Source organism: Streptomyces coeruleorubidus (assembly GCF_008705135.1).
In the GTDB taxonomy this organism is placed as follows: domain Bacteria; phylum Actinomycetota; class Actinomycetes; order Streptomycetales; family Streptomycetaceae; genus Streptomyces; species Streptomyces coeruleofuscus.
The window spans coordinates 1,752,376-1,769,355 of sequence record NZ_CP023694.1 but is presented as its reverse complement, the minus strand read 5'-3'; the positions used below and the strand labels follow the sequence as shown (position 1 = coordinate 1,769,355).

Genomic DNA, 16,980 nt, shown 5'->3' with positions numbered 1-16,980 from the left:
CGGGACCGATGCCCACAACCCCTGGAGGGCATGGCAGTCTTAGGACATGGCCGTGCAGATCAACCCCAGCATCCTCTCCGCCGACTTCGCCCGCCTCGCGGACGAGGCGAAGGCCGTGGAGGGAGCCGACTGGCTCCACGTCGACGTCATGGACAACCATTTCGTCCCGAACCTCACGCTCGGTGTGCCGGTCGTGGAGTCGCTCGCCCGTGCGACGGCCACTCCCCTGGACTGCCATCTGATGATCGAGGCCCCCGATCGGTGGGCGCCCCAGTACGTCGAAGCGGGGGCCGGTTCCGTCACCTTCCATGTCGAGGCGGCCGCCGCCCCGGTCCGGCTCGCCCGGGAGATCCGCGCCAAGGGCGCCCGCGCCTCTATGGCGCTGAAGCCCGCGACTCCCATCGAGCCGTACGAGGACCTGCTCCCCGAGCTCGACATGCTGCTGATCATGACGGTCGAACCGGGCTTCGGGGGACAGGCCTTCCTCGACATCATGCTTCCTAAGATTCGCCGCACCCGCGAGTTGATCAGCAAGCACGGTCTGGAGCTCTGGCTCCAGGTCGACGGCGGAGTCTCCGCCTCCACTATCGAGCGGTGCGCGGACGCAGGAGCCGACGTCTTCGTGGCCGGATCGGCGGTCTACGGGGCAAACGACCCGGCAGAGGCGGTACGTGCACTACGCACGCAGGCGGAGGCGACCACGGCCAAGGCCTCCTGGGCCTGCGACCACTGAGCCACAGCAAAGTGAACGGCTCTCATCAGGGCTGATCATCCGCGCCGGATCTGCAAGGATGAACGGCGAATCCAGAGTGTGAACAGCAGTGAGGAGATCGCCGTGTCGGGTATGTCGGCGGGCCGGTCAGCCATGCGGATGGGACCCGCTGAGCTGGTGCAGGCGGCGGCCATGGCCCGCCGCTTCTACCTCGAGGGGAAGTCCAAGATCCAGATCGCGGAGGAGTTCGGCGTCAGCCGCTTCAAGGTGGCCCGGGTCCTGGAGACCGCCCTCGAACGGGATCTCGTACGTATCGAGATCCGTGTGCCTGCGGAGCTGGACGCCGAGCGCTCGGACGCGCTCCGCGCCCGCTACGGCCTCAGGCACGCTGTCGTGGTCGAGTCCCCGGCCGAGGCCGAGGAGTCACCCGACCCCGAGAACCTGGGAGAGGTGGCCGCCGACCTGCTCGGCGAACTGGTCAACGAAGGTGATGTGCTGGGTCTGGCCTGGGGCCGCTCCACCATCCACATGGCGGCGGCGCTCGACCGGCTGCCCCCGTGCACGGTGGTGCAGCTGACGGGCGTGTACGACGCCGGGACCGCCGAGCGAGGCTCGGTGGAGGCGGTACGCCGTGCCGCCCAGGTGTCCGGCGGTGACGCGCACCCCATCTACGCGCCGATGCTGCTGCCCGACGCGGCCACGGCCACGGCGCTGCGCAACCAGACGGGCATCGCCCGGGCCTTCGAGCACTTCGACAAGGTCACCGTCGCCTGCGTCTCCATCGGCTCCTGGGAGCCCGGCATCTCCACGGTGCACGACATGCTCAGCGACGAGGAGCGCGCGCACTACGCCTCTCTCGGTGTCGCCGCCGAGATGTCCGCGCACCTCTTCGACTCCGAGGGCCGCAGGGTCGGCCGCGACCTGGGCGAGCGGTGCATCACCGTCAAGGCCGACCAGCTCCGCCGCATCCCCGAGGTCGTCGCGATCGCCGGCGGACAGCGCAAGGGGCCCGCGATCGACGCGGTGCTGCGGTCCGGGCTCGTCACCAGCCTGGTGACGGACACGTCGGCCGCGGACTATCTGATGACGGCGGGCCCGGCACCGAAGTCGGCGCTCAACAGGACCGACCCGGACGGAGTCTGACGTATGGCCAGACAGGTGCGGGAGGTGCCGGACGATCCGGCCGGCCGGATCGTGCTCGTGCTGGACCTGGAGGGGGTCACGGACAAGGCGGGCCTCATGGACCGCTGCGCCCGGGATCTCTCCCTGCCCGAGTGGTTCGGCCGCAACTGGGACGCCCTCGCCGACTGCCTGTCCGACCCCGCCCTCTGGCCCGGGGGAGCCGTGGAGCGGGGGCTGCTGGTCGTCGTCCGGGGCTGGCGGGGGTACGCCGAGGAGCGGCCAGAGGAGTGGCAGGTGGCGGAGGAGATCTTCGCGGAGGCGACGGACCGGGGCCCGGGTCTCTTCGTGACCCTCGGGCTTGGAGCATCCTCCTAAGGCGCCCCTGACCAGCCTGGATGATCCGCTGGGGGACGTGCGCACATCCGGCATGGGACAATGAAGTACGTGCTCTTTCCCCCTGGCCGGCCGGTCGGGGGGTCACCTCTGATCGACTGGGATGTGCAGCACGTGCGTTTCCTCAATGACATCCAGCCCGGGTACGACCTGACGTACGACGACGTCTTCATGGTGCCGAGCCGCTCCTCGGTGGGCTCGCGGCAGGCCGTCGACCTCAGCTCCCCGGACGGCACGGGCACCACCATCCCGCTCGTCGTCGCCAACATGACCGCCATCGCCGGGCGGCGCATGGCCGAGACCGTGGCCCGCCGCGGCGGCCTCGTCGTCATACCGCAGGACATCCCGATCGACGTGGTCACCGACGTCGTCTCCTGGGTGAAGAGCCGGCACCTGGTCCTGGACACCCCGATCATGCTGGCGCCCCACCAGACCGTCGCGGACGCGCTGTCCCTGCTGCCCAAGCGCGCGCACAACGCCGGGGTCGTCGTCGACGACAACCACCGGCCGGTCGGCGTGGTCACCGAATCCGACCTGTCCGGCGTGGACCGCTTCACGCAGCTCGCCGAGGTCATGTCCCGGGATTTGCTGCTCATCGACGCGGACATGGACCCGGGCGAGGCCTTCGACACCCTCGACCACGCCAACCGCCGCTACGCCCCCGCGGTCGACAAGGACGGCACGCTCGCCGGCATCCTCACCCGCAAGGGCGCCCTGCGCGCCACGCTCTACACGCCGGCCACGGACGCGCGGGGGCGGCTGCGCATCGCCGCCGCCGTCGGCATCAACGGCGACGTCGCGGGCAAGGCCAAGCAGCTGCTGGACGCGGGCGTCGACACGCTCGTCATCGACACCGCGCACGGCCACCAGGAGTCGATGATCAGCGCCCTGAAGCTGGTGCGCGACCTCGACCCGCAGGTGCCGATCGTCGCGGGCAACGTCGTGGCCGCCGCGGGCGTGCGCGACCTGATCGAGGCGGGCGCGGACATCGTCAAGGTCGGTGTCGGACCCGGCGCCATGTGCACCACGCGCATGATGACCGGCGTCGGCCGGCCGCAGTTCTCCGCCGTCCTGGAGTGCGCCGCCGAGGCGAAGAAGTACGGCAAGCACGTGTGGGCCGACGGCGGCATCCGCCACCCGCGCGACGTGGCCATGGCGCTCGCCGCCGGCGCGTCCAACGTGATGGTCGGCTCCTGGTTCGCGGGCACCTACGAGTCCCCGGGCGACCTCCAGCACGACGCCCAGGGGCGTGCCTACAAGGAGTCCTTCGGCATGGCCTCCGCCCGGGCCGTGCGCAACCGCACGTCGGAGGAGTCGGCGTACGACCGGGCTCGCAAGGCGCTGTTCGAGGAGGGCATCTCCACGTCCCGGATGTTCCTCGACCCGGCCCGCCCCGGCGTCGAGGACCTGATCGACTCGATCATCGCGGGCGTCCGCTCCTCCTGCACGTACGCCGGCGCCGGCTCCCTGGAGGAGTTCGCCGAGAAGGCCATCGTCGGCATCCAGAGCGCCGCCGGCTACGCCGAGGGCAAGCCGCTGCACGCCAGCTGGATCTGACCGTCCCCGCGTCTCGTCCAGGCCCCCGATGAAAAATCGGGGGCCTGGTGCGTGCGGGCGCCCTACCGTCGTACGCCATGGAGATCACAGTCTGCCGGGCCGCCGATGTGGCGGTGCTCGACCAGTACATCGGCTCCCCGGGCGCCACCTCGTTCCACGCGCGCCGCTTCGAGCGCCAGGAGCGGGGACGGAGCACGTATCTCGTAGCCTGGCTCGAGGGACGGCCCGTGGGGCACACGGAGCTGCGCTGGGGCGGCTGCGACGACGCGACCGTACGGGCGGCACGGCCCGGCTGCCCGGAGATCAACGCGCTTTCCGTGTGGCCCGAGACGCTGCGCTCGCGCGGCATCGGCAGCGCCCTCGTCCGGGCCGCCGAGGACCTCGCCCGGGAGCGGGGCCGCACGGCCGTCGGCCTCGGCGTCGCCGACGACAACCCGCGCGCCGCCGCCCTCTACGCCCGGCTCGGCTACCGGCCCCTCACCCCCTACGTCGGCCGCTGGTCCTACGAGGACCACGACGGCGTCACGCACGAGTGTGTCGAGGAGCTCACGTTTCTGGTGAAAGAGCTGGTCCGGACAAGGCCCGTGCAACGGACGAACGCAGCCGTGCAACGAACCTCCGGCCAGTCACGAGGAACGCAATGATCTTGCGGGCACGCGCAAGGTTGCTGCATTACACGGGCAACGTCCCTGCTCGTAGGCTGTCGCCTCGTACGTGGCGTGGCGGGGACCCCGCTCGGTGGGTCCCGGCTGTCGGGCGGGGCGCTGCCGTCCCTGCCACCCGAGACCGGCAGTGACGAAGGAGTCAGCGCGTGCTCGACCAAGGCGCACCCCCGCACAGCAGTAGTCAGACCGCCCCGCCGTCCCCGGGCGTCGGTGCGCGCCTCATGCGTCGCAAGCCGGTGGAGAACCTGGTCGCGGAGGGTGGCCAGGGCGAGGGAGGCTCGCTGCGGCGCACCCTCGGGCTGTGGCAGCTCACCATGATCAGCATCGGCGCCACCCTCGGCACCGGCATCTTCGTCGTGCTCGGCGAGGCCGTCCCAAAGGCGGGCCCGGCCGTCACGCTCTCCTTCGTCATAGCCGGCCTGACCGCCCTGTTCTCGGCCCTGTCCTACGCCGAGCTGGCGGGCACCATCCCGGTCTCCGGCTCCTCGTACTCGTATGCGTACGCAACGATGGGTGAGCTGATCGCCTGGATCTGCGGCTGGTGCCTGGTCCTGGAGTACGGCGTGTCGGTCGCCGCCGTCGCCGTCGGCTGGGGCGAGTACCTCAACGAACTGCTCGACGGGACCGTCGGCGTCACCATCCCGGCCGCCCTGTCCGCACCGCCCGGCGACGGCGGCGTGTTCAACCTGCCCGCGCTGATCGTCGTCCTGCTCGCGATGGCGTTCCTGCTGGGCGGCGCCCGCGAGTCCGCCCGTGCCAACACCGTCATGGTCATCGTGAAGATCGCCGCGTTGGTGATGTTCTGCGCCATCGGCGTCCAGGGCTTCCGCTCCGGCAACTACGAGAACTTCATGCCGCTCGGCATGGCCGGTGTCAGCGCCGCCGGTGCCACGCTGTTCTTCTCCTACATCGGCTTCGACGCCGCCTCCACCGCCGGCGAGGAGGCGAAGAACGCCCAGCGCGACCTGCCGCGCGCGATCATGCTGTCGCTGGTCATCGTCACGGCGCTGTACGTCCTCGTCGCCGCCGTCGCGGTCGGCGCCAAGCCGTGGGAGAACTTCACCGACTCCGAGGCCGCCCTCGCCCAGATCATGCGCGAGGTCACCGGGCAGACGTTCTGGGGCACGCTGCTGGCGTTCTGCGCCGTCGTCGCCATCGCGAGCGTGGTGCTGACCGTGCTCTACGGCCAGACCCGCATCCTGTTCGCGATGTCCCGCGACGGCCTGGTGCCGAAGGTGTTCGCCAGGGTCCACCCGAAGACCGGCACGCCCCGCGCCAACACCCTGATCGTCTCCCTGTTCTGCGGTGTCCTGGCCGCCGCGATCCCTCTCGGGCAGCTCGCCGACGCCACCAGCATCGGCACCCTGTTCGCCTTCGCGCTGGTCAACGTGGCCGTCGTGGTGCTGCGCCGGACCAAGCCGGACATGCCCCGCACCTTCCGGGTGCCGCTCTCCCCGGTCCTGCCCGCGCTGGGCTTCGCCTTCTGCGTCTGGATGATGGGCAGCCTGTCGACCGTGACCTGGGTCGTCTTCGGTGTCTGGATGGCCGCCGGGCTCGTGTTCTACTTCGTGTACGGCTATCGCCGTTCCCGACTCGCACCATCCGAAAAGTGACCAACCCACTGTGCTGAACGATCTCGACGAACGCATCGTGCACGCCCTCGCCGAGGACGCCCGCCGCTCCTACGCCGACATCGGCCACATCGTCGGCCTGTCCGCGCCCGCCGTGAAACGGCGCGTGGACCGGCTGCGGGCCACCGGGGCCATCACCGGCTTCACCGTACGGGTGGACCCGGGCGCCCTCGGCTGGCAGACCGAGGGGTTCGTCGAGATCTACTGCCGGGGCAACACCTCCCCGGAGACCATCCAGCGCGGCCTGGAGCGCTACCAGGAGGTCGTGGCCGCGTCCACCGTCACCGGGGACGCGGACGCGATCGCCCAGGTCTTCGCCTCCGACATGCGGCACTTCGAACGGGTCCTGGAGCGGATCGCCGGGGAGCCGTTCGTCGAGCGGACCAAGTCCGTGCTCGTACTGTCGCCGCTGCTGCGGCGCTTCTCGTCGGGTTCGCCGACCTAGGGCCTGTCCGCAAAGTCCCGCCTGCCCCGCGACGCCCGGCACGCTCCCCCACTGCCTTAAGGGCGTGGGAGGTGCCCCCACTCGCCGCACCGGTCGAACACCCGCGTACTACCAGTACGCGGGCGTCCGCCCGGCACTCCCCCAGCCTTCGGCCGGGGGACCCCCAGAGCACGCACCGAACGCCGCGGGGCCCGCCCTCCGGGCGGACGACGGGACTTTACGGACACGCCCTAGCCTTCCCGCCGGCGCGTGTCGGCGGTGTCGCCGACCCTGCGCACCGCCGTCAGCAGGCGCCGAACGCCGAGCGCGTGTCCGCCCGTGGTCATGAGGAGGCGACCGTAGAGGGCGCCGGCCGGGCCGGAGAATCTCGCCCGGGTCTCGGCACGCAGCCGGGTGCGTCCCGGGCCGGCCTCGTCCAGGTGGAAGAGCAGGGCGTACGTCGAGAAGTGATGACGCCCGATCAGGACCAGCTCCGCACCCGGAACCGCGGAAGCCACCCGGAAACCGGGAATCGTCGAGCCCATCCCCAAGGGACGGGGCCCGGAGGCCGTGCGGTCGGCGCAGCCGACCAGGCGTGCGCCTGCGGCCGCTCGGCCACCCCCGAAGGAGCGGTCCAGAACCTCACCGAGCGCGCCCCACACGACCTCTGCGTCCGCCGTGACGACCGTCGTGTGCTCGTCGACGTACGGCAGGGAGAGCAGTGCGGCGGCGTCCATGGAGACCCCCTGCGCCGGCCGGTCGGGTTCGGCCGGCCCAGCCAGTCTCGCGCGCCGGTTCGTGCGGGGGCCTCCTCCGGCATGCGGACATCCGTCGCCGCGCGGCGGAGACGGGCGGCGCCCGCCCTCCTCCCGGCGGAGGACGCACCTGAGGGCATTCTCGCTGTCCTCCGGGCCCCGGCCCGCCTACCATCGGTGTCATGACCTGGCGACATTGATCCACCAGCCGCGCCTCCCGAGGGCCGCCTCGGACGCCGTACCTCCGGCATCCGATCCGTCCCTGCGGGAAGGCCTCATGACACTCTCACCTGCACGCGTGCCCGCCACCGGCGTCCGGCGACTGACGACCACGCTGTACGGCTACGCGTTCCTCGACGACTTCGTCCTGCTCTACCCGGTGTACGCCCTGCTGTTCGCCGACACCGGCATGTCGCTCTGGCAGATCTCCTCCCTGTTCGCCCTGTGGTCGATCACCTCGGTGGTGCTGGAAGCGCCCTCCGGGGCCTGGGCCGACGCCATGTCGCGCAGGCGGCTGCTGTGGATCGGCCCGCTGCTCACCGCCGCCGGCTTCGCGCTGTGGGTGATCGTGCCGTCGTACTGGGCCTTCGCGGCCGGCTTCGTCCTGTGGGGGGCGGGCGGGGCGCTCGGCTCCGGCGCGCTGGAGGCGCTGGTGTACGACGAACTGGACCGGCTCGGCGCCGCCGGCCGGTACGCGCGGGTCATGGGCCGGGCCCGGGCCGCGCGGCTGGTGGGCACCGTGGCCTCCCTCGGTCTCGCGGGGCCCGTCTTCGCCCAGGGCGGTTACGCGGCGGTCGGTGCCGCGAGCTTCCTGGCCTGTGTGCTGACCGCCGTCACCGCGACCCGGTTCCCCGAGCACCGGGTGCGGCCGGACGACGCGGGCGACAACTGGGCCACGACCCTGCGAACCGGACTCGCCGAGGTCCGCGGGGACCGTTCCGTGCGCGGCGCCCTGCTGCTGATCCCGGCCGTGGCCGCGGTGTGGGGCGCGCTGGACGAGTACACCCCGCTGCTGGTCCGGGACATCGGCTTCGCCGAATCGACGGTGCCCTACCTGATCATGCTGATCTGGGCGGGCGTCACCGTCGGCAGCCTCCTGACCGGACCGGCCGAACGCCTCGGCCCGGCCGGTCTCGCCGCGTTGCTCGCGGGCGCCGCACTCGCCCTGGCCGTGGGAGCCGCGGCCCGCTCACTGGCCGGCATCGCTCTCGTGAGCCTCGCCTTCGCCGGATTCCAGCTCGCGGAGGTGCTGGCCGACGCCCGCCTCCAGCACCGTATCGACGAGTCCCGCCGGGCCACGCTCACCTCCGTGGCGAGCCTGGGCACCGAGCTGGCGACGGTCGCCACGTTCGGCGTGTACGCGCTGCTCGGCACGGACATGGCGCACAGCACCGTCTTCGCGGTGCTGGCGCTGCCTTATGCGGTGACGGCGCTGGCGCTGGCTAGAGCGCGGGCCGCCACGGCACGACCGTGAAGTCGCCCGTCCCCTTCTTGACCTTCTCGAAGGGGGCGGAGCCCACGCACTTGGGCAGCTCCTTCGTCTCGACAGGACTGCCCGTGGACGCCCAGCTGTAGCCGAGGCGGTCGCGCCGGCCGACATCGTGGACGGTGATGCCGACCCGCTTGCCCTCGGCGCCCGGCAGGTCGGAGTCGGTGATCACACCGGAGACGACGGCCACCTTCCCGCCGGTCAACAGGCAGTCGACCTTGGCCTTCGCCCGGGCGCCCTCGCCGTTCAGGTAGTGGCTGAACTCGAAGGTGCCGGTGGCCTTCATCGGGTCGGCCTTGTCCTTCGCGGCCAGGTGGGCGTCGAAGGAGAAGGTGATGTCGTCCCCGGCCGACCGGTACAGCTTGGCCTTGCCGGTGAGGGCGGCGGCCTCACGCTCGCTCTCGCCGGTGGCGGACACTCCGGCGGGAACGGTTTCACGCTTGCTCTCGTCGAATGCGGAGGCCCCGGCGGAGCCGGTCGCGGCGGCGACGGTGAGCAGCAGGGCGGAGCCGAGTAAGGCGGTCCTCGTACGGCGGTTCATGGCGGTCCTTTCCGCAGGTGACGCACGTCAACTGGACGCTCACCACTGTCCCGGCGCAGCGCCCGCGCCACATCGCACCGGGGACGGGACCCCGCCTCCGCCGCCCGGCGGGGGAAACCCGCCCGGGCCTGCGCCCACGGGCGGACCGGACGTACGACCGGAGATGCCGCAACGAATCGCCGCCTACCAGGCGGCGAACGCAATGATCCGCTCACGGACGCGCAACGGCTGCTCCTTGTCCGGCCGGAGCCGCCGACCGTACCGTCTATCAGGCCCCCGAAACCCCCGCGTACCGGTGAGGAACACGCATGCGCACCGCCCTGCTCCAGAGCTCCGGCCGACCCGGCTCCACCGTCGAGAACCTCAAGGTCCTCGACGAGGCCGCGGGCCGGGCCGCCGCCGCGGGCGCCGGGCTGCTGGTCGCGCCGGAGATGTTCCTGACCGGGTACGCGATCGGCGACGACATCGCCCGGCTCGCCGAGCCCGCCGACGGCGACTGCGCGGACGCCATCGCCGAGACCGCGACCAGGCACGGACTGGCGATCGCCTACGGCTACCCCGAGCGGGCCGGCGACGCCGTGTTCAACTCCGCCCAGCTGATCTCCGCCGACGGCACGCGTCTCGCCAACTACCGCAAGACGCACCTCTTCGGCTGCTTCGAGCGCGATCACTTCACGGCCGGGGACCAGCCGGTCGTCCAGGCGGAGCTCGACGGTCTGCGCGTCGGGATCCTGATCTGCTACGACGTCGAGTTCCCGGAGAACGTCCGCGCCCACGCCCTCGCCGGCACCGACCTGCTGGTCGTCCCGACCGCGCAGATGCACCCGTTCCAGTTCGTCGCCGAGTCGATGATCCCGGTGCGGGCCTTCGAGAACCAGATGTACGTCGCGTACGTCAACCGGGTCGGCCGGGAGGGCGAGTTCGAGTTCGTGGGGCTGTCCACGCTCGCCGGTCCCGACGGGGTCGCCCGCACCCGGGCCGGGCGCGCCGAGGAACTCGTCCTCGCGGACGTAGACCCCGCCTTCCTCGCCGCGTCCCGCGAGGCCAACCCGTATCTGCGGGACCGGCGCCCGGGCCTCTACGGGCCGCTCGTCTGACCTCCCCCTCCCCGCACCCGCCTGTTTCTTCTGCAAGGAGTCCGTACCCCATGACGTCCACCGTGCCCAACGCCGTCGAGCACGCAGACGCGCAGCAGCCGCCGATCACCATGTTCGGCCCGGACTTCCCGTACGCGTACGACGACTTCCTCGCCCACCCGGCGGGCCTCGGGCAGATACCCGCGACCGAGCACGGCACGGAGGTCGCGGTCATCGGCGGCGGCCTGTCCGGCATCGTCGCCGCGTACGAGCTGATGAAGATGGGCCTCAAGCCGGTCGTGTACGAGGCCGACCGGATCGGCGGCCGGCTGCGGACGGTGGGCTTCGACGGGTGCGACGACTCCCTCACCGCCGAGATGGGCGCGATGCGCTTCCCGCCGTCCTCCACCGCCCTCCAGCACTACATCGACCTGGTCGGCCTTCAGACGCGGCCCTTCCCCAACCCCCTGGCGGAGACGACCCCGTCGACCGTCGTCGACCTCAAGGGCGAGTCGCACTACGCCGAGACGATCGCCGACCTGCCCCAGGTCTACCGGGACGTCGCCGAGGCCTGGAACCGGTGCCTGGAGGAGGGCGCCGACTTCTCCGACATGAACCGCGCCCTGCGCGAGCGGGACGTCCCGCGCATCCGCGAGATCTGGTCCAGGCTCGTCGAGAAGCTCGACAACCAGACCTTCTACGGCTTCCTCTGCGACTCCGAGGCGTTCCGGTCCTTCCGGCACCGCGAGATCTTCGGCCAGGTCGGCTTCGGCACGGGCGGCTGGGACACCGACTTCCCGAACTCCATCCTGGAGATCCTCCGCGTCGTCTACACCGAGGCCGACGACCACCACCGCGGCATCGTCGGCGGCTCCCAGCAACTGCCGCTGCGCCTATGGGAGCGCGAGCCGGAGAAGATCGTCCACTGGGCCTACGGGACCTCGCTCGCGAGCCTCCACGAGAACCGTCAGCCCCGCCCGGCCGTCACCCGACTGCACCGCACCGCCGGCAACCGCATCACGGTGACCGACGCGCACGGCGACATCCGCACCTACCCGGCGGCGATCTTCACCGCCCAGTCCTGGATGCTGCTGTCGAAGATCGACTGTGACGACTCGCTCTTCCCGATCGACCACTGGACGGCCATCGAACGCACCCACTACATGGAGAGCTCCAAGCTCTTCGTGCCGGTCGACCGCCCGTTCTGGCTGGACAAGGACGAGGAGACCGGGCGGGACGTCATGTCGATGACGCTCACCGACCGGATGACGCGCGGGACCTACCTGCTCGACAACGGCCCGGACCAGCCCGCCGTCATCTGCCTCTCCTACACCTGGTGCGACGACAGCCTCAAGTGGCTGCCGCTGTCCGCGAACGAGCGGATGGAGGTCATGCTGAAGTCGCTCGGCGAGATCTATCCCAAGGTCGACATCCGCAAGCACATCATCGGCAACCCGGTGACCGTCTCCTGGGAGAACGAGCCCTACTTCATGGGCGCGTTCAAGGCCAACCTGCCCGGCCACTACCGCTACCAGCGGCGCCTGTTCACGCACTTCATGCAGGACCGGCTGCCCGAGGACAAGCGCGGCATCTTCCTCGCCGGCGACGACATCTCCTGGACGGCCGGCTGGGCCGAGGGCGCCGTCCAGACCGCCCTCAACGCGGTCTGGGGCGTCATGCACCACTTCGGCGGCACGACCGACCCGGCCAACCCGGGGCCCGGCGACGCCTACGACGAGATCGCGCCCGTCGAGCTGCCGGAGGACTGAGGCAGGCAGGAGGGCTGCGGCAGGCAGGAGGGCTGCGGCAGGGGCGTGAGCAGCATGCGCCCCGCGAAGCCCACCGCCGTGTCCAGGCGGTCGGTGAACTCCTCGGCCACGTCGGGGAGTCCGCGCAGCGCCCACAGGGCCCGGGCCGCCGTCCAGGTGGCGTCCCGGGCGCGCTCCAGACTCCATGCGCCGAGCAGATGGGTCAGCGGGTCGGCGATCTGGAGGATATCGGGGCCCGGCATCAGATCTTCGCGGATGCGCTCCTCCAGCGAGACGAGGAGATCGCCCACCGCGTCGAACTCGTCCTCCAGGTCGGCGGGTGCGCAGCCGAGCGTACGGCAGGTGTCCACGACGGCCAGCGCGAGATCGTGCCCGATGTGCGCGTTGATGCCCGCGAGCGCGAACTGCAACGGACGTACCCCGGGATGACGGCGGAACTGGAACAGCGGCCGCCAGCAGGCCGGCGGGCGCCGCTCGCCGGCCACCTCCTCGACGGCCTCCAGGTACCGCTGCGCGAACCGTACGTCCAGCGTGATCGCGGCGTGCGGGTCCGCGAACCGCCCGGTGTCGACGTACCGGTCCACCACTTCCGTCACGGCGAGGTAGACGCGGTTGAAGACGGCCACCCCGTCCCGGGGGTGCAGGGTCGCGTCGAGGGCGCGCATACGGGAGATGACTCCGTCGACCGGAGTGTCCACGGCTGGGGGGACTTGTTCGCATCGCGGCATGCGGGCAGAGTCCCAGCTCTAGGCTGGCGGGAGTACCGGCAGGCCCGGCGCTTCCCCGAAACGGGGGAACGTCGCCCGCCGCAGGGGGAGGGGGACCGGCACCGTGTCAGGCTCGCGTGCCCAGCGCCTGGCCGCCCGCAGGACCGAGCGCAGGCGCGCCTTCCGGCGTGGCGCGATGGTCGTGGCGGCCTCCGTCGTGGTCGCCGCCGGCGCGGTCACCGGGGTGCTGTCGGCCTTCGACGACCGGACCGGCCCGGACCAGGCCAGGCGCCCCGAGGTGTCCGCGTCGCCCCGCCTGGCGCCGCTGCCCGCGGTGCCGTCGGCGTCCCCGTCACCCACCGAGTCTGCTTCCCCCACGCCCGCCACCTCCGCGCCCGGGACGCCGAGCCCCACGCCGTCGCGGTCGGCAACCCGGAAGAAGCAGGAGCGGACCACCCCCGTGAGCTCCCGGCTCTACCGCCACCCCGACTCGCAGGTGCTCGACTGGGTCCGGGCCAACGCGGGCGACCCACGCCACGCGGTCATCGCCTCCCGCATAGCCGACCAGCCGGCCGCCGTCTGGTTCGCCGACTACTCCCCGGACACGCTGACCGCCCGGGTCGCCGCGGTGACGTCGGGCGGTGCCGCACAGGGCCGGGTGCCCGTCCTCGTGCCCTACGCGATCCCCGGCCGGGACTGCGGCGGTCACTCCCAGGGCGGGGCGCCCGACCTGGACGCCTACGACGCGTGGATCGACCGGTTCGCCGACGGGCTGGGCTCCGGCGAGGTCATCGTCGTCCTGGAGCCGGACTCGGTCGCCCAGGCCGAGTGCCTGTCCGCCGGTGAGCGCGCGGACCGCTTCGCCTCGCTGGCCAGGGCGGGACGCGTCCTGAAGGCCGCCAACCCCCGGGCACGCGTGTACTTCGACGCGGGGCACTCCGGCTGGAACGCGCCCGGCAAGCAGGCGGCGTGGCTGCGGCAGGCCGGTGCCGCCTCGCCCGAGTCCTCCGACGGGATCTTCAGCAACGTCTCCAACTTCCACACCACGGCCGACGAGGTGGCTTACGACCGGCGGGTCCTGGACGCGCTCGGCGGCCCGGCGGGCCTGGGCGCCGTCATCGACACCAGCCGCAACGGCAACGGCGCCCCGCCCGACGGCACCTGGTGCGACCCGGCGGGCCGCGAGCTCGGCCGGGCACCGACCCTCAGCACGGGCGAGGACCGGATCGACGCCTACCTGTGGATCAAGCTGCCGGGGGAGTCGGACGGCTGCAAGGGCAAGCCGGGGACGTTCACGGCGTCGTACGCCTACGACTTGGCCTCGTCGTAGGAGCTGGTGCCCTCGTCCAGCAGCGGCTGCTGCGTCTTCAGGTGGGGCGGGGCGAAGGCCCGCAGCGCGTGGTAGCCCGTGATGACGACGAGCGTGCCGAGCGCGATGCCGCTCAGCGAGAAAGTGTCCGTGATCTCCAGGGAGACGTTGCCGACGCCGATGATGATGCCGGCGGCCGCCGGGACCAGGTTCAGCGGATTGCGCAGGTCCACTCCGGCGTTGATCCAGATCTGGGCGCCGAGCAGGCCGATCATGCCGTACAGGATGACGGTGATGCCGCCGAGCACACCGCCCGGGATCGCCGCCACGACCGCGCCGAACTTCGGGCAGAGGCCGAAGAGCAGGGCGAACCCGGCGGCGGCCCAGTAGGCGGCCGTCGAGTAAACGCGGGTCGCGGCCATCACGCCGATGTTCTCGGAGTACGTGGTGTTGGGCGGGCCGCCGACCGCGGTGGACAGCATCGAACCCACGCCGTCTGCGGCGATCGCCGTGCCGAGCTTGTCGTCCAGCGGGTCGCCGGTCATCTCGCCGACCGCCTTCACATGCCCGGCGTTCTCCGCGACCAGGGCGATGACGACCGGCAGGGCGACCAGGATCGCCGACCACTCGAACGACGGGCCGTGCAGGGTCGGCAGCCCGATCCAGTCGGCCTGGCCCACGCCGGAGAGGTCGAGCCGCCAGTGGTCGGTGAGCTTGCCGCTCGCGTCCACCGAGTGGATCTTGCCGAAGACCAGGTCGAAGACCCAGGAGACGCCGTACCCGAAGACCAGCCCCAGGAAGATCGCGATCCGGGACCAGAAGCCGCGCAGACAGACGACCGCCAGCCCGGTGAAGAGCATCACGAGCAGGGCCGTCCACTGGTCCTGCGGCCAGTACGTCGAGGCGGTCACCGGCGCCAGGTTGAAGCCGATCAGCATCACCACCGCGCCGGTCACGATCGGCGGCATCGCGGCGTGGATGATCCGCGCCCCGAACCGCCGCACGGCGAGCCCCACCAGGAACAGCGCGGCGCCGACGACGAACACCGCGCCGGTGACGGTGGCGCTGCTGCCGCCCTGGGCGCGGATGACCGCCGCCACGCCGACGAAGGACAGCGAGCAGCCCAGGTAGCTGGGGACGCGGCCGCGGGTGGCGAGCAGGAACACGACGGTCGCGACGCCCGACATCATGATCGCGAGGTTGGGGTCCAGGCCCATCAGAACCGGGGCCACGAAGGACGCACCGAACATGGCCACCACGTGCTGGGCGCCCAGCCCGGCCGTGCGGGGCCAGGAGAGCCGCTCGTCGGGGCGGACCACGGCGCCGGGCGCCGGGGTGCGTCCGTCGCCGTGCAGTTTCCAGCGGACGCCGAGATCCATGGTGCGGTTTCGCTTTCGTCGTACGTGCGAGTGTCCGGACCATTGTCGGGGTGCGCCGGAAGCGCTGGTGACCGGGGCTGCCCGGGCCGGCCCGGCGTCCGTTCAGGGCCGGGGGTCGCGGACCACCGAGTCCGGCCGGCCGGTCTTCACCCGGTCGCCGGGGCGCAGCACGGGCGCGAACGCCACCAGTCCGCAGGACAGCAGCGTCACCAGGGCGAACGACACCATCAGGCTGGTCGCCTGCGCCAGCATGCCGATCGCACTCGGCGCGATCAGACCCGAGGTGTACGTGATGGTCGCGACGCCCGCGATGGCCAGGCTCGGGTTGGAGCCGCTGCGGCCCGCCGCCGCGAAGCACAGCGGTACGACGACGGCGATGCCCAGCCCCATCAGCGCGAACCCGGCCATCGCCACCGCCGGCTGCTCCGCCACGACGATCAGCAGCCCGCCGAGGACGGCGAGCACACCGCTCGCGCGCACGGTCCGCACGGCGCCGAAGCGGTCCACGATCCGGTCGCCGGCGATCCGGGCGATGGCCATGGTGAGTGTGAAGCCGGTCGTGCACGCCGCCGCGAGACCGGCCGAGGTCTCAAGCTGTTCGCGCAGGTAGACCGCCGACCAGTCCAGACTCGCGCCCTCGGCGAACACCGCGCAGAACCCGATCGCGCCGATGAGCAGCGCCGACCGCGGCGGCAGGGCGAACCTCGGCGGCGGATCCTCGTCCTCGGCGGGCTGGAGGTCGAGCACCCACTGGCAGGAGAGCACGCCGACGACGGTGAGGACCGCGGCGGCCAGGACGTGGTGCAACCGGGCGTCCGAGCCGAGGTGCGCGGCGAGTGTGCCGGCCGCCGAGCCGACCAGGGCGCCCGCGCTCCACATGCCGTGCAGCCCGGACATGATCGACCGGCCGAGGCGGTTCTCGACCTCGACGCCCAGCGCGTTCATCGCCACGTCCGCCATGCCCGCCGTGGCGCCGTAGGTGAACAGGGCCAGGCAGAGCGTGAGCAGGTTCGGGGCGAGGGACGGCAGGACCAGCGAGAGCGTCCACAGGGCGATCAGTACGCGCAGCGCGTTGCGGGCACCGAAGCGGTGGCTGACGCTGCCGGCGAGCGGCATCGCGACGGACGCGCCGAGAGCGGGGAAGGCGAGCGCGATTCCCAACTGTCCGGCGCTGACGCCCGCGTGGTCCTGGATCCACGGCACGCGAGTGGCGAACGAGCCGGTCACGGCGCCGTGCACCGCGAAGACGGCGGCCACGGCGTACCGTGACCGTTTCACCTCGCGCTGTTCGTAGACCACGTTGCTCATTCTCCGGCCCCGTCCTCTCCTGGTCTTCCCCGCTCGCCTCGCGTCTCCACGTCCGTGGCGCGGGTCGGCGTGAGTTGGGGTGTGTTGGCGCGCGTAAACTATCAGGAACCCTGCCTGATAGATAAGGGGACGACCGGCTGGCC

At 71.7% G+C, this 16,980-nt stretch carries 16 protein-coding genes; 11 read left to right on the top strand and 5 right to left on the bottom strand.

The genetic code is table 11. The annotated features are described in order from the left end of the window. Positions 1-46: 46 nt before the first annotated feature. The 7 genes from rpe to CP976_RS08235 all read left to right on the top strand — a co-directional run bounded on the left by rpe (position 47) and on the right by CP976_RS08235 (position 6,525). Complete coding sequence (gene rpe, locus CP976_RS08265) at positions 47-733, top strand: ribulose-phosphate 3-epimerase (RefSeq protein ID WP_150479753.1); 687 nt, start codon at positions 47-49, stop codon at positions 731-733. A 78-nt stretch (positions 734-811) separates the two neighbouring features. After that, positions 812-1,855, top strand: a complete 1,044-nt coding sequence (locus CP976_RS08260) for a sugar-binding transcriptional regulator (RefSeq protein ID WP_150479752.1) — start codon at positions 812-814, stop codon at positions 1,853-1,855. A 3-nt stretch (positions 1,856-1,858) separates the two neighbouring features. Continuing rightward, the gene (locus CP976_RS08255) at positions 1,859-2,209 is read left to right on the top strand and encodes a barstar family protein (RefSeq protein ID WP_373304944.1); all 351 of its coding nucleotides are present in this window, start codon (positions 1,859-1,861) and stop codon (positions 2,207-2,209) included. A gap of 132 nt (positions 2,210-2,341) precedes the next feature. After that, positions 2,342-3,784 (top strand): GuaB1 family IMP dehydrogenase-related protein, encoded by a 1,443-nt coding sequence (locus CP976_RS08250; RefSeq protein ID WP_167537300.1) that lies wholly within the window; start codon positions 2,342-2,344, stop codon positions 3,782-3,784. Positions 3,785-3,861: 77 nt separating this feature from the next. Continuing rightward, complete coding sequence (locus tag CP976_RS08245) at positions 3,862-4,428, top strand: GNAT family N-acetyltransferase (protein ID WP_150479751.1); 567 nt, start codon at positions 3,862-3,864, stop codon at positions 4,426-4,428. Between the two features lie 167 nt (positions 4,429-4,595). Then, on the top strand, positions 4,596-6,062 hold the full coding sequence (locus tag CP976_RS08240) for an amino acid permease (RefSeq protein WP_150479750.1): 1,467 nt from the start codon (positions 4,596-4,598) through the stop codon (positions 6,060-6,062). A gap of 10 nt (positions 6,063-6,072) precedes the next feature. Then, a complete protein-coding gene (locus CP976_RS08235; RefSeq protein ID WP_010046396.1) occupies positions 6,073-6,525 on the top strand; it encodes an Lrp/AsnC family transcriptional regulator in 453 nt (150 codons plus the stop codon). Positions 6,526-6,755: 230 nt separating this feature from the next. On the opposite strand, the gene CP976_RS08230 is transcribed toward CP976_RS08235, so the two are convergent. Continuing rightward, on the bottom strand, positions 6,756-7,241 hold the full coding sequence (locus tag CP976_RS08230) for a hypothetical protein (protein ID WP_150479749.1): 486 nt from the start codon (positions 7,239-7,241) through the stop codon (positions 6,756-6,758). Positions 7,242-7,536: 295 nt separating this feature from the next. On the opposite strand from CP976_RS08230, the gene CP976_RS08225 reads away from it, so the two are divergent. After that, the gene (locus CP976_RS08225; RefSeq protein ID WP_150479748.1) at positions 7,537-8,733 is read left to right on the top strand and encodes an MFS transporter; all 1,197 of its coding nucleotides are present in this window, start codon (positions 7,537-7,539) and stop codon (positions 8,731-8,733) included. Here CP976_RS08225 and CP976_RS08220 read toward each other — a convergent pair. Continuing rightward, positions 8,702-9,289, bottom strand: coding sequence for a Repetin (locus tag CP976_RS08220; protein WP_150479747.1), 588 nt, complete (start codon positions 9,287-9,289; stop codon positions 8,702-8,704). The genes CP976_RS08225 and CP976_RS08220 overlap by 32 nt on opposite strands. A 308-nt stretch (positions 9,290-9,597) precedes the next feature. Between CP976_RS08220 and CP976_RS08215 the strand changes: the two genes are divergently transcribed. Both CP976_RS08215 and CP976_RS08210 read left to right on the top strand, forming a co-directional pair. Continuing rightward, positions 9,598-10,386, top strand: a complete 789-nt coding sequence (locus CP976_RS08215; protein WP_150479746.1) for a carbon-nitrogen hydrolase family protein — start codon at positions 9,598-9,600, stop codon at positions 10,384-10,386. Positions 10,387-10,436: 50 nt separating this feature from the next. Beyond that, positions 10,437-12,134 carry a flavin monoamine oxidase family protein gene (locus CP976_RS08210; protein ID WP_150479745.1) on the top strand — a complete coding sequence of 566 codons (1,698 nt, stop codon included), beginning with the start codon at positions 10,437-10,439 and terminating at the stop codon, positions 12,132-12,134. On the opposite strand, the gene CP976_RS08205 is transcribed toward CP976_RS08210, so the two are convergent. Further along, on the bottom strand, positions 12,095-12,862 hold the full coding sequence (locus tag CP976_RS08205) for a DUF5995 family protein (protein WP_150479744.1): 768 nt from the start codon (positions 12,860-12,862) through the stop codon (positions 12,095-12,097). The two genes, CP976_RS08210 and CP976_RS08205, sit on opposite strands and share 40 nt — an antisense overlap. 175 nt (positions 12,863-13,037) lie before the next feature. Here CP976_RS08205 and CP976_RS08200 point away from each other — a divergent pair, with 175 nt between their 5' ends. Further along, positions 13,038-14,171, top strand: a complete 1,134-nt coding sequence (locus tag CP976_RS08200) for a glycoside hydrolase family 6 protein (protein ID WP_150485272.1) — start codon at positions 13,038-13,040, stop codon at positions 14,169-14,171. Here the strand turns inward: CP976_RS08200 and CP976_RS08195 are convergent. Further along, on the bottom strand, positions 14,150-15,529 hold the full coding sequence (locus tag CP976_RS08195; RefSeq protein WP_150479743.1) for a uracil-xanthine permease family protein: 1,380 nt from the start codon (positions 15,527-15,529) through the stop codon (positions 14,150-14,152). The two genes, CP976_RS08200 and CP976_RS08195, sit on opposite strands and share 22 nt — an antisense overlap. A gap of 102 nt (positions 15,530-15,631) precedes the next feature. Next, a complete protein-coding gene (locus tag CP976_RS08190) occupies positions 15,632-16,837 on the bottom strand; it encodes an MFS transporter (protein WP_150479742.1) in 1,206 nt (401 codons plus the stop codon). Positions 16,838-16,980 lie beyond the last annotated feature (143 nt).

Excerpts from the sequence above, each read along its gene's own strand:
- CP976_RS08205 (WP_150479744.1), bottom strand. The coding sequence starts at position 12,862 with ATGCCGCGATGCGAACAAGTCCCCCCAGCCGTGGACACTCCGGTCGAC.
- CP976_RS08255 (WP_373304944.1), top strand. The coding sequence starts at position 1,859 with ATGGCCAGACAGGTGCGGGAGGTGCCGGACGATCCGGCCGGCCGGATC.
- CP976_RS08220 (WP_150479747.1), bottom strand. The coding sequence starts at position 9,289 with ATGAACCGCCGTACGAGGACCGCCTTACTCGGCTCCGCCCTGCTGCTC.
- CP976_RS08200 (WP_150485272.1), top strand. The coding sequence starts at position 13,038 with ATGGTCGTGGCGGCCTCCGTCGTGGTCGCCGCCGGCGCGGTCACCGGG.
- CP976_RS08215 (WP_150479746.1), top strand. The coding sequence starts at position 9,598 with ATGCGCACCGCCCTGCTCCAGAGCTCCGGCCGACCCGGCTCCACCGTC.
- CP976_RS08230 (WP_150479749.1), bottom strand. The coding sequence starts at position 7,241 with ATGGACGCCGCCGCACTGCTCTCCCTGCCGTACGTCGACGAGCACACG.
- CP976_RS08190 (WP_150479742.1), bottom strand. The coding sequence starts at position 16,837 with ATGAGCAACGTGGTCTACGAACAGCGCGAGGTGAAACGGTCACGGTAC.
- rpe (WP_150479753.1), top strand. The coding sequence starts at position 47 with ATGGCCGTGCAGATCAACCCCAGCATCCTCTCCGCCGACTTCGCCCGC.
- CP976_RS08210 (WP_150479745.1), top strand. The coding sequence starts at position 10,437 with ATGACGTCCACCGTGCCCAACGCCGTCGAGCACGCAGACGCGCAGCAG.
- CP976_RS08195 (WP_150479743.1), bottom strand. The coding sequence starts at position 15,529 with ATGGATCTCGGCGTCCGCTGGAAACTGCACGGCGACGGACGCACCCCG.
- CP976_RS08225 (WP_150479748.1), top strand. The coding sequence starts at position 7,537 with ATGACACTCTCACCTGCACGCGTGCCCGCCACCGGCGTCCGGCGACTG.
- CP976_RS08245 (WP_150479751.1), top strand. The coding sequence starts at position 3,862 with ATGGAGATCACAGTCTGCCGGGCCGCCGATGTGGCGGTGCTCGACCAG.